Origin of the sequence: Rhodococcus sp. ABRD24, from assembly GCF_004328705.1 — a bacterium.
Classification (GTDB): Bacteria; Actinomycetota; Actinomycetes; order Mycobacteriales; family Mycobacteriaceae; genus Prescottella.
On sequence record NZ_CP035319.1, the window covers coordinates 150,942 to 166,180 of the forward strand.

General features: G+C 65.5%; 12 protein-coding genes. 7 read left to right on the forward strand and 5 right to left on the reverse strand.

What is annotated here, in order from left to right:
- Positions 1-436: 436 nt before the first annotated feature.
- The gene (locus ERC79_RS00600; RefSeq protein WP_131574843.1) at positions 437-1,351 is read left to right on the forward strand and encodes an alpha/beta fold hydrolase; all 915 of its coding nucleotides are present in this window, start codon (positions 437-439) and stop codon (positions 1,349-1,351) included.
- Between the two features lie 77 nt (positions 1,352-1,428).
- On the opposite strand, the gene ERC79_RS00605 is transcribed toward ERC79_RS00600, so the two are convergent.
- Both ERC79_RS00605 and ERC79_RS00610 read right to left on the reverse strand, forming a co-directional pair.
- On the reverse strand, positions 1,429-4,716 hold the full coding sequence (locus ERC79_RS00605) for an arabinosyltransferase domain-containing protein (RefSeq protein WP_131580619.1): 3,288 nt from the start codon (positions 4,714-4,716) through the stop codon (positions 1,429-1,431).
- Positions 4,717-4,847: 131 nt separating this feature from the next.
- A complete protein-coding gene (locus ERC79_RS00610) occupies positions 4,848-5,147 on the reverse strand; it encodes a protease inhibitor I42 family protein (protein WP_165497017.1) in 300 nt (99 codons plus the stop codon).
- Between the two features lie 727 nt (positions 5,148-5,874).
- Between ERC79_RS00610 and ERC79_RS00615 the strand changes: the two genes are divergently transcribed.
- Positions 5,875-6,699: a hypothetical protein gene (locus ERC79_RS00615; RefSeq protein WP_131574847.1), complete on the forward strand. Its 825-nt coding sequence runs from the start codon at positions 5,875-5,877 to the stop codon at positions 6,697-6,699.
- 19 nt (positions 6,700-6,718) lie between these two features.
- Here ERC79_RS00615 and ERC79_RS00620 read toward each other — a convergent pair whose 3' ends face one another.
- Entirely contained in the window at positions 6,719-7,441 is a 723-nt protein-coding gene (locus ERC79_RS00620) for a TetR/AcrR family transcriptional regulator (RefSeq protein ID WP_207390400.1), read from the reverse strand.
- A gap of 101 nt (positions 7,442-7,542) precedes the next feature.
- On the opposite strand from ERC79_RS00620, the gene ERC79_RS00625 reads away from it, so the two are divergent.
- From ERC79_RS00625 to yidC, 3 genes are all read left to right on the forward strand, one after another.
- The gene (locus ERC79_RS00625; RefSeq protein ID WP_131574849.1) at positions 7,543-8,298 is read left to right on the forward strand and encodes an NAD(P)H-binding protein; all 756 of its coding nucleotides are present in this window, start codon (positions 7,543-7,545) and stop codon (positions 8,296-8,298) included.
- Positions 8,299-8,360: 62 nt separating this feature from the next.
- Entirely contained in the window at positions 8,361-8,693 is a 333-nt protein-coding gene (locus tag ERC79_RS00630; RefSeq protein WP_131574851.1) for a DUF6412 domain-containing protein, read from the forward strand.
- 128 nt (positions 8,694-8,821) lie between these two features.
- Positions 8,822-9,757 (forward strand): membrane protein insertase YidC, encoded by a 936-nt coding sequence (gene yidC / locus ERC79_RS00635; protein WP_131580621.1) that lies wholly within the window; start codon positions 8,822-8,824, stop codon positions 9,755-9,757.
- Positions 9,758-9,771: 14 nt separating this feature from the next.
- Here the strand turns inward: yidC and ERC79_RS00640 are convergent, their stop codons facing one another.
- Together ERC79_RS00640 and ERC79_RS00645 are read right to left on the reverse strand one after the other, a co-directional pair.
- The gene (locus ERC79_RS00640; RefSeq protein WP_131574853.1) at positions 9,772-12,312 is read right to left on the reverse strand and encodes a DUF2156 domain-containing protein; all 2,541 of its coding nucleotides are present in this window, start codon (positions 12,310-12,312) and stop codon (positions 9,772-9,774) included.
- Entirely contained in the window at positions 12,309-13,613 is a 1,305-nt protein-coding gene (locus ERC79_RS00645; RefSeq protein ID WP_207390401.1) for an alpha/beta hydrolase-fold protein, read from the reverse strand. Before ERC79_RS00645 ends, ERC79_RS00640 begins: the two co-directional genes overlap by 4 nt.
- Positions 13,614-13,770: 157 nt before the next feature.
- On the opposite strand from ERC79_RS00645, the gene ERC79_RS00650 reads away from it, so the two are divergent.
- Complete coding sequence (locus tag ERC79_RS00650) at positions 13,771-14,214, forward strand: BlaI/MecI/CopY family transcriptional regulator (RefSeq protein ID WP_131574856.1); 444 nt, start codon at positions 13,771-13,773, stop codon at positions 14,212-14,214.
- Between the two features lie 10 nt (positions 14,215-14,224).
- Positions 14,225-15,184, forward strand: a complete 960-nt coding sequence (locus ERC79_RS00655; protein WP_131574858.1) for a M56 family metallopeptidase — start codon at positions 14,225-14,227, stop codon at positions 15,182-15,184.
- Positions 15,185-15,239 lie beyond the last annotated feature (55 nt).

Genomic DNA, 15,239 nt, shown 5'->3' on the forward strand with positions numbered 1-15,239 from the left:
ACCTCGTCATAGTGATCCACGAGATCGGAGTCTGCACATCCGCCCCTCCGAAAACAGATCGGCGGGTTCCGCGCCCGGAAGCGCGGAACCCGCCGCGGGATGGACCGGGAGTCTCTGCAGCCCTCAGGACTCCCCGCGGTCCGGCAGCCAATCCAGATTTAAGATAGGTCAGGCTGCCCTAATATGCAACCTGCCGATCCACGGGGATGTCTCGGTCCAGAAGACGTGCCCTATCGCGGACCCTGCCCGGTGAACTGCAAGACAGGTTCACCGAACAAGCAAGTGAGGCGGTAGAGGATCTGTAATTCGTTGCGCCGCTTACGATTCTTGGCAATGGTACGCACATTGTGCAGGTCAGTGGCGTCCGGCTATCGTTCGCCACCACAGCGGCGCGGGTTCTGGCCCGTACAGTCCGACGAGGACGGAGATTCGAAGAATGGACGCAGTGGCATACGCAGGCTTCCTGCCCGATGGCTACCGATCGGCTTACCGCGAACCGGAATCGACGTGGTGGCAGTGGCGCGGCCGTCGTGTCCACATTGCGCGCGCCGTTCGCCCCGATGCTCGTGTGCGCGTCATGGGAATCCACGGCGCCGGCGGCCACGCCATGGCGCTCTGGTCATTCGCGGCACTGGCTGCAGACGAAGGTGTGGAGATCCTCTTTCCGGACATGCCCATCTACGGGCTCACTGTCGAGCCTCGGCCAGCTCAGGTTCGCTACCACGATTGGATCGACCTTCTGTGCGACCTGGTCGACGCCGAACGAGCCTGTGACCCACGCCCGCTGGTTCTCTTCGGCGCAAGCATGGGCGGGATGATGGCGTACGAGGTCGCTTCCCGTACAGGTCAGGTAGCTGCCGTGCTCGCGACGTGCTTGCTCGACCCCGCTGATCCTCGAGCCCGCGCGGCCGCAGCCCGATGGGGAGCCGCCGGGAAGGCTGCCCCCGCACTTCTACCGCCCATCGCCCGAGTGGCCGGCGGACTGCGCCCGCCGATCAAGTGGCTGGTGCGTATGAACCGAATGAGTAACGACCCCGACCTGTCACGTCTGTGCGCTTCCGATCCACGCGGAGGTGGAGTCCGGGTCCCCCTCGGATTCCTCGCCGACTGGTTCACCTTCCCGCACGCCGTACCCGAACAGTTCACCGCTGCTCCAGTGACGCTTGTTCACCCCGCAGCCGACCGATGGACTCCACCGCAGCTCAGCCAGCAATTCCTCGACCGCATCTGCGCACCAACGCAGTCGGTCCTTCTCGAGAACTGCGGACACTGGCCGATCGAAGAACCCGGACTTGCGCAACTGATCACCACAGCGCGATCGGTGATTGCTGGAGTGGCTGAGCAGGGCTGACCGCATGTTTGTTCATCGCGACAGACATGGTGGGCCGAGCCGGATCCGGCTCGGCCCACCACGGTCGACATTCGCACTCAGGAAGTGATGTTGATCGGTCCTGGTGTCCACAGCCCGGACCGGGTCGTGCTGCTTGTGTGGATCTGCGCCGGTGTCGCGCTGCGGTCGATCGGAACGAACTGCTCGATCGAGCCCCAATCTCGGTCCCAGTCATGGGCCAGATAGGAGGGGATCGTTCGGGCGCCGAGTAGCAATTGCGTCCAGCCGAGCGGGCCCCCTCCGTAGTGGTCCTGCCACAGTCCGGTGACGACTGCCCCCGGCCGGTCCGGGGAGATCCGATACTCGGGAATCTCGGCGACTCCGTTGGCGTGGAGCATCTGATGCTGGCACGGGAAGTTCAGACCCACCGCCCAGTCCAGCAGCACCGGGGTGTCGCGGCCGAGAACCTGCTGCAGGGTTTGTGTCCGGGGCACTCGGGGTGGAGTGAATGCCACCCACTGATCCATCCGAATGTCGTTGTCGACGACAACAATCCGGACGACATTCGCCTCTGCCGGCAACTGATCGAGCGGAACCCGCAGATTCCGCCACGACGGCGTCGGGCCGATGTCGATCGGTACGGCCGACCCCAGGGACCTCACCGTATTGTCCGGGGCCGCGACACCGTATTCGAGTTCGAGCTTCTGCCCGTAGGTTTCGATACCGTCTGCGTTGACCGAGCGAACTCGGCCAGCCGCAGAGATGGACACGATGTCCCCGCGTGAGCCGTCTGCATCGGACTCCGGTAGCTGATACCAGTCGGTGGTGACGGCGGCAGCACCCTCGTTGCCGAAGCTGCCCAGAACAGGCGTAGTGGCGGGATTCAGGCCGAACGGTAGGGCAATGGTACTGCCGTTGACCCCTTCGCCGCCGAACCCTCCGCCGGTGCCCGCGGTCTCTCCCGAGGTCTTCTGGTCGGCGTTGGTGCGGTCGACGGTGTTCGCTGTGCCGGAGGCGAGGTCCTCTTGATCGGGTGTGAGGTCCGGGGCCACACCGTTCGGGGTGAATCCGTCCGCTCCGCCGGCTGACAGGCCGCTGCCGGTGGTCGCGGCGATCGGTTGCAGCATCGACCCGTTGGGATCCGTTTCGAGCAGAACGTCATTGGCAAGCCCGCACGAAGAACCAGTGAGCGCGTCGATGTTCGATCGGGCAATCGAGTACGCCGGATACTGGGAGATCGCGCCCTTGGCGAAGGACAGCACCTCGAACAACACCATGGCCGCCGCGGCGACGGTCAACGGCGGGATGGCCCACCAGCGCGACGGCGTATCGGTTCTGGTCGAGGCCGTCGGGTGGATGTGGAACCATGCGGCCACCGCAAGTAGCAGTCCGGTCACGGCGAGAAACGCCACCGCGAACCCGTGGCCGGCGATAGATGGCGGCTTGTCGAACCATGGCACGCCGTAGCTCGAGACGTACCACCATTCATTTCGGCCGGCGAAGGAGATCGCTACGACCGCCATCACCGCGGCCGCGAACAGGGCCCGGTTTCGGCGTGAGCGCAACACTGCCGGAGCCACCGCGACTGCCGCGACGATTGCAACGGATGCGGCCAGGCCGGCATAGATCCCGAAGTGGTGGGTCCACTTGGTAGGAACGAACGTCATCAACACCATGGCGCCGATGGTGATTCCGACGATCCGTCGTGTCGGGCCTTGGGCGGTTCCGGGGATCTGGCCGCCGCGCCGGAGCATTGCCAGGATGACGGTGATCAGGCAGAGCACCATGGTGAAGACCGCGAATCGGCGAGCCAGTGACCCGTCGGCGCCGTCCTGCAGTAGCCATTGGTAGCGCATGTACTCCTCGAACCAGGGGGCGTTCGGGGCGATCTGGTGTACCCGCTGCATCTCACGCACTGCGGCAAATGTTTGATCTGCGAAGGCGGCAGCAAGAATGACCAGTCCGGCGGATGCCATCGGTAGCAGCAGCGCCGCGTAGCCCGTGACGCGGGAGCGATCGGCAACGATCCGCGCCACCGGGCGAGCCCCAGCGATGAGCACCGCAAAGCAGATGATGCCGGACGGCCCGGCAGTCACCGTGAGGGCACCGATCAGGATGCCCGCCGCGGCAGGCAATAGTCGCCGAGTGGCGACGGCACGTTCGACTGAGCACCAGGTCAACAGGACCCCGGCTGCAACGATCGGTTCCGGGCGCAGACCGTTGTTGAACGGCAGCCAGAACGCGAGGAAGACCAGTGCGCCGGTCCACAGCGGCAGCGACGTTCGGCGGACCACCACCCCGAGCCTCGGCGCTACCTCTCGACTGATCAGCCACCATGTGAGAATCCCCGCGATGAGCGCCGGCAGGCGCATCCACACACTGGCTGTAGATACATTCGCCATCCAGGCGAGGACGTCGTAGAACGGGGTCCCGAACGGTGCTTCGGGTACGCCGAACCACCGGAAGTAGTTGGCCATGTAGCCCGCCTCGCCTGCGGCGCGGGCCATTCCGAGCTGATAACCGTCGTCGGAAGTGTTGGCTCCGATGAGATGCCACAACGCCAGCACACCGACCACGACCGCGTCGATGCGGGTGAAGGACCACCACGAAGCCGGGAGAACTCTGCGTGATCGTCGCCCATCCGCGATATCGAGCCGGTACAGCGACCACAATGCGAGAACTGTCGCCAACACCGCCAGCACCATCGCTGTCAGCTTCATTGCGGTCGGCGACGTCGTGAACCGAGTATCGAGAGTGGCGTCGACCCGCAGCCCCTCCGGCGCGGCACCATCGAGGTCCGAGAAGACCCCGACCATCTGCGGGCGCAGATCACGATCGAAGATCTGCTCGGTGTCACTGCCCCTGCTGCCAGTCACCGTGGCGACGGTCCGGGTCGGAGTCGACGAGATCGAGACCGCACAACCTGCGCCCGACAAGGACTCGACAGGTGCCGACAGCAGAATCGTGTTCCGGGCAACCACTTCCAATCGACCGCCGACGTCGTCGCCTGCGATCACACGGGCGGACAGCGTCCACCGGTCCGGCTCGGCGGCTCCGATCGGTGCGGTCGACACGAGGACACCGCCACCCGTAGTGGCCAACTCCCCGACGGCCGCACACGGAATTGTGATGTCGAGATCGGTCGGCGTGTACGACACCAACGGTGCTGTCACACCCGTGGCAAAACCGTTCTGCGGCCACGAGATTCTCGCCTCGGTCTGCTGCACGGGTAGAAACGGGATCGCGATCGCTGCGAGGATCCCCACTACCGAGCTGACTATCGCAACCAGACGCGCGCTGGTCAGGTCGGCTGTTGTTTGGGGTGGTTTCTCGTAGCCTCGAACACCGTCGGGGGTAGGCAGTGGTGGTTCGGCTGCCGTTCTCATTTCGGTCACGGCAAGCGAGCTTATCCACTCACCGAAGTACCGACATCCAGATCACCCTTGGCCTGCGCCGGGAAGCCAGGGCCCAGTCGCCGGTCCTGCGCTTCGGCACCGGCGACTGAGTCGGGATCGACTTACTGCACAACGATGACGATTTTTCGCGTCTCGATCGGATTCGGCTCCCAGGGACGCTGGAGAATCGCCGAAACCTCATAGGTTCCGCTCTTGGACGCACGCACAATGAAGACTCGTGTGCCTCCGCTGCCGGGACGGACCGGCTCATCAGGTATGTATCTGTCGTCGACGAGGGAGAGGGCGGGCGGAAGGATCAGATTCCACCGAGACCCCGTTGAAGGGTTCTCCTCCAGAGAGATTTCGGCGAGTCGCGCAAAGACCGTGGTCTTTTCATCAGCGGAATGCTGGGTGGCGGTCATCATTACCCCTTTCGTTGGATCCGATTTGGAACGATATTCGGAATGCTCCCTTATTGTTTCAAACTGGCAAGATCCCACAAATTTGTTCACGAGCTCATCGATCTCGACATCTCTTGACGGATTGTATTGTCACCGCATCCTCGCCAAAATAGGCAACTGCTCCAGCCGGTGAGCCCCCGGAATCATTGATCGAAAGACCCGCCTCCGGGTCAGGGCATTGCAACAAGGGCCCCACGTCTTGCCAATCATCTCCCGATCAGAGCGTCACGGGCATCCCCAGTCGATCGAGCTGACGGAAGAAGACCCCACTGACCTGCTGCTGAAGAGCGGTATTTCGTGGTCGACTGTTCGTTTCGGGAGGGGAATCCCCCGTGAACAGCGGCCTTCCTCAGGAGTGATGTTTCGGCATGATCAACGCTTTTGCGTCTTGGGTATAGATTATATGCGCCCCCGCCATCGGACGCCACCATCGATTTCCGAGTTGCGGACCCCTCGGTTGAGAGTGCGCCGCCGACGCGAATCCACCATCGGCGTATTCGACGCGCACCACTTTGGTCGGAACTGCCCGATCTGAGAGCCGGACAGCCGGACTGCGTGTGCTTGACCTTGACGCGAGGTCATAGTTGACACTCGGTGCCATGAAGATTGGTTCGACGGTCACCCGGAGGTCGACGAGATCGTGGTCGAACAGGTGATGACACCGCGTGCTGCCCGACGATTCCAGCACGTGACGCAGTGGCTGTCGGTGATCGTCCTGCTCGTCAATGGAGCGTTGTTCTTCTCCGGCGTGGTCACCCGACGGCAGGCACTTGCACTGCTGGTGGCCGTCGAGGCCCCCTTGCTGTGTATCGCGGCATTGGCGGTAGTCGGTGCGATCGTGGCGAAGCGGCGCGCCGGTGCCGGGATGCGGCAGGTGGTGACGGAGACGCTGGCTGATTCCCCGTTCGGGCCCATGGTCAAAACGGAGATCCGGTCGTACGTGGCGTTGTGGATGTGGATCCGCGGGCGCAACTCGGTACCCGAGTCCGACGCTGTCGTCTTCTCATCGCACGCAGGAACTCTCGTGGTTCCGACGGCGTTTGCGCTCGCAACCGGAATAGAGGTCGTGGTGCTTCACCTGCTGATTCCCTGGCAGTGGGTACAGGCAGTCCTGGCCGTGTTGTCGGTGTGGTCGTTGGTGATGTTGTTCGGCTACTTTGCGATCCACCGCACACATCCGCACTACGCGACGAGCGAACGGCTGGTCCTGCGCCACTCCGGCGCCGTTGTCGTCGCAGTTGCGCTGGCAAACATCGAGCGCGTGACGCTGCGCCGCCGGTTCGCCGAAACCACGCCAGCGATTGTGGCCGGGCGCCTGTTCCTCCCCAATGCCGACGGAACCACGGTCGATATGGTGCTCGGGAGACCAGTGACGGTCCGGATGCCGGCATTGTCACCCAGCCGCCGCAAGACTGCGGATGTCACCTCTATCAGCGTGTACGTCGACGAACCCGACCGGCTGATCTCCCGACTGCGGTATGCAGGCCGGGATGCTGCAGTTGAGCCGCAGTAGTGACAACCGTCGGCGCGAGCTAGGGCCTGCACCCACCTCCCCGCTCGTACTCCTCGAGAGACTCGACCCGCGCCTCGTCGGGGCGGAGGGCTTCGAGGATCAGTCCGAGCCCGAACTCGAAGTCGTCACCGTAGTTGTAATCCGGCCGAAGGGCGTGCTCGGTGATGAGCTCGATGAGGTGTGGGTAGGCGTCGGTCGGCAGATCCCGCAGGATGCCTCCCGCGATCTCGTCGACTTCGGACGGGCTCGAGAACGGCAGGCTCAGTTCCTGCAGGACGAACCCGTAGAGGTAGCTGTCGATTACCGAGAACGCGTGCGCAGCCATCGCGACGGAGAAGCCTCCCGCCCGCAGGATGCCCAGCACGGCGTCGTGGTGACGCAAGGTCGCCGGGCCGGGCTGGCTGCGGGAGTCCATCAGGCCGACTGCCCAGCGATGGCGTTGAAGGACCGCATGTGTCGAGGCTGCACGCTCGCGCATCGCCACCTTCCAATCGGTGGCCGACGCCGGAAGCTCGATCTCACCGAACACCGCGTCGACCATCCCGTCGAGGATGTCCTCCCTGCCGGCGACGTGGTTGTACAGCGACATCGCCTCGACGCCCAGCCGGGCGGCGATCGCTCGCAATGTGATTCCGGCTTCACCCTTCTCGTCGGCGAGCGCCATTGCGGCGGCCACCACCCGCTCCCGGCTGAGCGGCGCTCGCTTGGGCCTCGCACGCTGTCCGGTGCCGCGCTCGCTCATCGGTTCTGCCTCCTGATTCCCGGTTGACGGACTTACAACGTAAGCCTACCGTGACTTACACCGTAAGTTCGAACCCAGACGCGAGTGGCAGGAGTGGGGACATGAACACGAACCGGATCCGGAAGATCTGCATCGTCGGCGCCTCGGGGAAACTCGGGACCTACATGGTTGGACATGCATTGGACCGCGGCTACGAGGTGGTCGGCGTATGCCGCGAACGCAGCGTCCCGAAGCTCGCGGCGTTCGCGGACCGGATCACCATCGTTCCCGGACCCACGAACGACCGCGAGGTGATTCGAAAGGCAGTCGCGGGATGCGACGGCGTGCTGACCGTACTGGCGCCCTGGGGTGTGCAGCAATACTCGTCGGGCACGGCGCAGGCAGTGCTCGACTATGCCGAACCGAATGCGCGCCTGGTCTTCTCGTGCGGTTGGCACATCTCGCGCGACGGCAAGGACCAGTACTCCAGGAGATTCAAGGCGTCCGTCCGGATCGTCACCTGGCTGGCTCGCCTCGTGCGCGCCGTGGAGATCGACGATCAGGTGGAGGCATGCCGACGGATCTTCGCCAGCGATCGCCGGTGGACCGTCGTCCGTGGCAGCGACCTCGAGGAGGGCGAGAGCCAAGGCCTGCCGGTATGGAGCCGCCACGTCGGCGACCCGGTCCTCGCGAGCAACCTGACGCGGCGCGTGGATTTCGCGCTGTTCATGGTGGAGGCACTGACCGACGACACGCTCATCCGCGAGGCTCCTGCGATAGTCGGGCGCCGCACGCCCAGCGCGCTGGCCCACGACGGTGACGGACGATCCCCCGGGACCCTCGGCAGCATGCCCTCGCCCATCGCCGACACCCCCTGACACCGAATCGCCGTGTGTGCACGGCAAGCGTGTGAATCAGATTTCTCGGTACGCTGTGGCGCATGGCACGGATCTGGTCTGTACTCACACGGGGACTGAACATCGTTCAGTTCACGTGGGTGACCGTGCTGGCGTTGGTGATTGCCACGACAACCGCGATCGATGGGCCGGCTGCAGTCGTCGGCGCCACGGTTGCGATCGTTCTCCTGCTTGCCGTTGCCGGGCAGAGTTCGTTGTCCCAACTGCACCCACGGACCGAGCCGGCGTCTGGTCCACCCGAGGAAGAGCAGCGCCTGCGTGGCGCGTTCCGCAGGCAGAGCGCGCCGGACACCCCCGGCCGCCCACGTCGGCCCCGAGCACCCGGGCAGGCCCTGGCGGCCGCACAGCGTTCCTGACGCTGTGTAGGCCACCTCAATCGGCCGTCCACTTTCCACGCCGTGATCGTCCACAGCGGACTCCGGCGTGTATTCCGACTCGCACGATGCCGTGTGACGTTGCGTCGTGCAGCAAAGAGGTGCTCACCATGCTCGACTTCGTCTACTACCCCGTGTCCGCGATCCTGTGGTTCTGGCACAAGCTATTCGGCGCAGTCTTGGGACCGGACAACGGATTCGCCTGGGCGCTCGCGGTCGTGTTCCTGGTCTTCACCCTGCGCGTTCTGCTGCTCAAACCCGCGATCAGACAGGTTCGCACAACCCGCCAGATGAAGGAGCTGCAACCGCAGATCAAGGCCCTGCAGAAGAAGCACGACGGCGACCGGCAACGCCAGGCTACAGAGATGCAGAAGCTGCAGAAGGAGCACGGGTTCAATCCGTTGATGGGGTGTCTACCTGCGCTGGTACAGGCTCCGGTGTTCCTCGGCCTCTACCATGTGCTCCGCTCGTTCAACCGCACCGGAACCGGGCTGGGCCAGCCAGGGATGACGCCCACAGCAAATGCAAGCACTCCGAACTATGTCTTCAGCGCTACCGATGTGCAGTCGTTCCTCAGCGCCCGGCTGTTCGGTGCACCGATTTCCGCCGCGATCAGCAGCCCAGAAGCCACTCTGGCATCCTTCGCACAGTACGGCGGAGTCCCGACACTGGCCACGATTGCCGCTGTGGCTCTCCCGCTGATGGTGCTTGCGAGCCTTGCCACACACTTCAATGCCCGGGCATCGGTGAGAAGGCAGAGTCCGGAAGCCGCGGCCAATCCGCAGGCGGCAATCATGAACAAACTGATGCTGTGGATCTTCCCACTCGGTGTCCTCGTCGGAGGACCGTTCCTGATGATCGCGATCCTGTTGTACTGGGTGAGCAACAACGTATGGACCTACGGCCAACAACATCTGGTTCTCGCCCGAATCGACCGGGAAGAAGCCATGAAACTGCAGGAGATCGCGCATCGACGCCCGGCCGCCGGTCCGGAACCGGGCGCCCGGCCGACTCCTAACCGCCGGAAACGAGGGCGGCGGAAGTAATCGCTGCGCCGGGCTCACCGCCGAATCAACGTCCGGACCAGGCGCATCCCCTGCCCGAGCGAGACTTCCGGCAGGTACGACCGGCCGATTGCGTTGCCGATACTCGGCAGTGCCACGGGGTCTGCGAAGCACATGTACATCGGCTCGTAGCGCGGCTGGAACTTCGACTTGAACGCCAACAGTGACCGGAAGCCGTACACCGGTTCGAGAGTCTGGCCTAGCGCCTCGAGTACCGATTCCATCGCTTCGGACAACCCCACGCGTGCATCGCCGCCGGACTGCTCCGGGTCGCCGGCGCCGCCGACAGTGGCCAACGGCGCACCCGACAAACTCAGGAACTCGGCACCCTCACCTTCCAACAGGACTGCGGCGGAGGCGATGAGGAACTCCATCGCGGGCCGGAAGCCGTCCGCGCGCCGACGCATGAAGTCGAGCGTCCAGCCCACCACATGCCCGTTGCGGTACACCGGCAGCCACGACGTCACCCCGTGCACTGTCCGGTCCTCGTCGACCGCGATCAGACAGCGAACTTCCGGATCGTCCATCTCCTGCAGCCCGCCGAGGGTGAATCCCATCTCGGGCATGCCCTTGTCGGCGACCCATTCCTCGGAGATCGCGGAGATCTGGTCTGTGAGCGCGAGCGGGGCAGTGTGGAAGCTGATCCACTCGGCGGTGATGCCGGACTTCGCGGCGCGGTTCAGCGCTGTGCGCACATCCTGGAATTTCTTGCCGGTGAATGCGATCTTGCCCAGATCGAGCAGCGTCTCCTCCGCGACCTGGACTCCCACCCAGCCGAGCTCGTCGGAGACGGCCTTGACATCGCCGGTTACGGAGTAGAAGCAGGGGACCCAGCCGTTCGCGGATGCGTACTCGGCGAACCCGATGACATCGTCCCGGACCCGGTCCGGACGGCCCACCGGTCCGCCCGTGGTCAGTGCGACACCGGAGCTCACTCGGAAGGCGACGTAGCTGTCGCCGCCGTCGCCGAACCAGTACGAGTTGCCGCGCCAGGTTGTCATCCACGAGAGCGCACTGCCCGACCCCGACCTCAGGATCTCGCGCGCCCGGTCTGCAGCGCCGACGACGGATCCGTGCGCCGGGCGCAGGAACGTCGCTGCAACAAGTGCACAGGTAGTCACCCAGAAGACGACTCCGGTCCATTCGTAGAGCAGGGTCGAAGCCCAGTCGTCAGGCAGCAGCCGAGGATCGAGCATTTGCAGGTACACCGGCGGGACCAGACGTTCCGGGAAATCAGCGACCAACAGCGAGAACGTGGCCCGGCGATCGAAACCGTTGCGCGCCCACAGTCCGCCGAGGACGTACAGGAGGCCGAGGCCCGCCACGAGCAGCGCGAGGTTGCCGCCCAGGCGCCGATACGTCCGCGGCGGCGCGACGACGTCGAACAACCGGCGCGTCGCCAACAGCAGGATCAGCAGCGCCAGCGGGGTGAGGAACGGGGCGATCGTGCGGTATAGATTCGGCGACTCGAGCCCGTAGAACAGGGTGTCCTCGCCGGAGACGTCGACGTAGCGGACTACGAAGTTCAGCAGCGACAGCGCCAGCAGCACCGCCTGCGCCACGGTGGCCGCGATCCACGCGAACCGGCGTCCGCGCCGTAGTCCATCGCACAACACGAGCAGGAAGACCGACGGCATCAGACTCAGCAACGTCGGCCCGATGCCGGACAGTCGAAGATCGAGCATGCCGCGCCGGCAGTCGGGGTCGGTCGGCGTCGCCTCGCAGATCTCCCGAACCTCAGCCGCCGTCCAGGGCACGCCCCGGAACAGGTCCCGAAGCACCGCGAGCGGGCCGACGGCGTGCGGAGACAATGCGGCGAGCATCGTGCCGATCGAACTCGCCGCTACGACGATCGCGACCAGCACACGGCCCTCCCTCCGGGTTCCCGTGATGCGGGAACCGCGCGCCGACCGCCCGACGATCCACGGACCGGCGAGCAATCCGACAACGACCGCGCCGAACCGGATCACGTCCTGCAGCTGCCCGGCGAAGAGGACGAGGGTGATCGTCAGGGCCAGCGACCCGACGCGGATCCGTCTGCGCCACAGCGTGCCCATCGAGGAGCTGGCGACCATCGCGACACCCAGGATCCAGGTAGTGGGGCCGACCGCGGTGCCGACGTGGAGACGGAATCCCCAGTCCGAGTCGAGCAGCTTGACGATCGTCGCAACCGCGAGTCCGAGCATGGCACCACCCACCTGGGTGGCGACCGCGGCGAATGCGAAGCGGCCCGAACCCATACGGCGCTCGAGCGGCGCCGCCACCAGAAAGATCAGCAGCGTGACACCGAGGTAGCCCACCAGACCAGGCGCCCACAGGCCAGCGGTCAACGGCGTCCACAGCCGCCAGTGTTCGAGCGGGCCGATGCCGAGAGCCAGATGCCGGTCGACGAACTGAGAGGGGCCGCGAAGGACCGAATCGGTCGCGAACCCGAGCACCCACAGCGCCGCTAGTAGCGTGATGCTGACAGGCGCCCCGGCCGCGCCGTATCGCAGCAGTTCGAGCACTCGACGGCCGTAGCGCCGCAAGGTGTTCACGAGATCAACCCCATGCGCTTCGCCATCCAATCGAGTTCCTCACGCAGGCCAGTGGACCAGACTTTGAAGCTGTGTCTGCCCGGCAGCTCCACGTACTGCACGTCCATGCCGGAGTTCTTCGCCGCCTCGAACACCCGCTGAGCCCCGCCGCGGTACGCATCGTCGCTCGCGCCCACGACGATGATCCCCGCCGTGTCCGGATAGCGTCGGGTCGTCATCAGATCCATCGGGTTGACCGCCACGAAAGCGGCCTCGTCGCCGCCGAACGCATCGCCGATGGTCCGCTCGCGGTCGCCGAGAGTCGGCTCCTGCTGCCCGGACAGGTCCAGAAAGGTCGGATACACCTCCGGGAAGTTGGTGGCCAGCTGCAGTGCGCACGTGCCGCCGTAGGACAGCCCGGCCACCGCCCACGCGCGGGGGTCCGGATCGACCTGCAGGTTCGACTTCGTCCACGTGGGCACGTCGACGGCAAGATAGGTCGCGGCATTGCCGAGCCGCGAATCCATACACAGCGGGTTGGCGAACTGAGACCCTGTGCCGTCCGCGACGACGACCACCGGTGCGAGCCCGTGGTGTTCGCGCGCGAACGCGTCCATCGTCGTCGCAAGCTTGCCGCCGCCGAGCCAGTCCTCCGGCGAGCCGGGCTGCCCGGCCAGCAGCACCAGTACCGGCAGCAGCGGACGTGGGCTCACGAAGTAGGCAGGCGGGAGATAGATCACCGCGTCCCGGGCCGCGAATCCGGACTTGGTACCGGGAATCGGTACGGTCGCGATCCGTCCCCCATCAGGCATGTCCGATGGCGCCTGCTGCGCCCAGATGTCCTCGAGTGGGCGTCCCGTCACTACCGGCCCGGCAGACGACGGCACCTGTGCGAAGTCGATGCGGTCGGGATCGGACGACCCCAGAACGTTCCCGACCGTGGGGTAGGCATAGAACACCAGGTTGATCTGCACCGCCGCGGTGAGCACGACCGCTGCAGTAGCGAGCACCGATACCGGCGCGGTCCACGGCCGTCCCGCGAAGATCCGCGGAATCATCAGTGCCACAGCGCACAACCCGATGCCGATCCACACGTAGATGGACGTCTCGACCGGATCAGGGAACGGCCGCCACACTTTCTCGACGACGACGTACAACGCCACGGTCAGCCCGACGGCGGCGAGAAGACACCCGGGCAGCACGCGCCGGACGAACCAGCGTCGGCGACTGGCTACGAGCCAGATCGCGCCGATGACGCCGCACACCGCAACGATGTACGGCAACGGCCCGGACACCAACGACATTCGATCGAGCCACCCCAATACCAGACCTCCGCAATCTCCAAGGTGCCTCCCCCGCGCCGCATCTCCTCACCGGTATACAGTCCCGAACAGGGATGCGACCAATACCACACTGGTTCCGGCCGGTTACTACCGCTAGTAGTAACCATGGGGACCGGTCTATCCGTAGAATCAGAGCATGGCTGGACTCGGCGAGCTCGAACGTGCGGTGATGGAACATCTGTGGTCCATGCCGGAACCTCAAACCGTGCGGCAGGTGCACGAAGCACTCGCGGCGCAGCGTGAACTCGCGTATACGACAGTGATGACTGTGCTCCAGCGCCTGGCGAAGAAGCACCTCGTGATCCAGCAGCGTGACGATCGTGCGCACCGGTACCTGCCCGTGCACGGGCGCGAAGAGCTCGTCGCGAGTCTCATGGTCGACGCCCTGCAGCAGGCCGACGCGTCCGGCAGCCGCGCCGCCGCGCTCGTGCACTTCGTGGGACAGGTCGGCGCCGACGAGGCCGCTGCTCTCCGAGAGGCACTCGCCGCACTCGAGGCGTCCGAGGCCGATACCTCGATGCACTCCGCAGGTTCGACGGATTCGCGTTCGGGCGAGTTGAGAGCCCGCCCCGCATCATGACCTGTCTGCGATGAACACCACCACGGCGCTGGCCTTCGGCGTGTTGGCATTGGCCCTGACGGGTCCGGTGCCGGCACTGCTCAGCCGCGCCGAGTGGCCGTTCCGTGCGCCCCGCGCCGCCCTGGTGCTGTGGCAGGCCATCGGGCTCGCCGCAGTGTTGTCGGCATTCAGTTCCGGGCTGGCGATCGCGAGCCAGCTCCTCGTTCCCGGACCTGACGGCCGGCCGACCACCGAGCCGACTGCCGAGATCGACGCTCTGGGGCTGCCGCTGTGGACCCTGTACGTCGTCATCTTCGGCATCACCCTGCTGATCGGCGCGAAGCTCATCTTTTCGGTGATCCGGGTCGCGGTGTACACACGCCGCCGCCGGGCGCGGCACCGGATGCTGGTCGACCTCCTCGACCGTGGCGACATCTCGTCTGCACTCGGGCGTGCGTCTGGAGTGCGTGTACTCGACGCGGCCGAACCCATTGCCTACTGCCTACCGGGTCTGCGCCAGCGCGTCGTACTCAGCGAAGGCACACTCGCGTCGCTCAACGATGCCGAGGTCACCGCGATCCTCACCCACGAACGTTCCCACCTGCGGGCCAGGCACGATCTCGTACTAGAGGCGTTCACCGCGGTCCACGAGGCGTTTCCGCGGGTGGTCCGCTCGAAATCGGCTCTCGGCTCCGTGCAGCTACTGGTCGAACTGCTCGCGGACGACTCCGCGGTCAAGGTCACCGGGCCTGGTCCACTGGCCCGTGCCCTGGTGACCTGCGCCGGTTCCACCGCGCCGCGTGGTGCGATGGCGGCTGGCGGGCCGAGCACCCTGGTCCGTGTCCAACGGCTGCGCGACGTTCGTGGCGATATGCGCGTTGCGGCGGCCGCCTATCTGGCCGCGGCCGCGATCCTCGTCGTTCCGACAATCGCCGTCGCGGTGCCATGGCTGGTCGAGCTGAGCCGGTTTTTCTCACCCGCGCAGCCCTGACCGGCCCCCGACTGCGCACTTCACCCGACGGGTAGTTACGCAGGTCACAGCACCT

Coding starts and splice junctions, on each gene's coding strand:
- ERC79_RS00600 (WP_131574843.1), top strand. CDS start 437: ATGGACGCAGTGGCATACGCAGGCTTCCTGCCCGATGGCTACCGATCG.
- ERC79_RS00605 (WP_131580619.1), bottom strand. CDS start 4,716: ATGAGAACGGCAGCCGAACCACCACTGCCTACCCCCGACGGTGTTCGA.
- ERC79_RS00610 (WP_165497017.1), bottom strand. CDS start 5,147: ATGACCGCCACCCAGCATTCCGCTGATGAAAAGACCACGGTCTTTGCG.
- ERC79_RS00620 (WP_207390400.1), bottom strand. CDS start 7,441: ATGAGCGAGCGCGGCACCGGACAGCGTGCGAGGCCCAAGCGAGCGCCG.
- ERC79_RS00625 (WP_131574849.1), top strand. CDS start 7,543: ATGAACACGAACCGGATCCGGAAGATCTGCATCGTCGGCGCCTCGGGG.
- ERC79_RS00630 (WP_131574851.1), top strand. CDS start 8,361: ATGGCACGGATCTGGTCTGTACTCACACGGGGACTGAACATCGTTCAG.
- yidC (WP_131580621.1), top strand. CDS start 8,822: ATGCTCGACTTCGTCTACTACCCCGTGTCCGCGATCCTGTGGTTCTGG.
- ERC79_RS00650 (WP_131574856.1), top strand. CDS start 13,771: ATGGCTGGACTCGGCGAGCTCGAACGTGCGGTGATGGAACATCTGTGG.
- ERC79_RS00655 (WP_131574858.1), top strand. CDS start 14,225: ATGAACACCACCACGGCGCTGGCCTTCGGCGTGTTGGCATTGGCCCTG.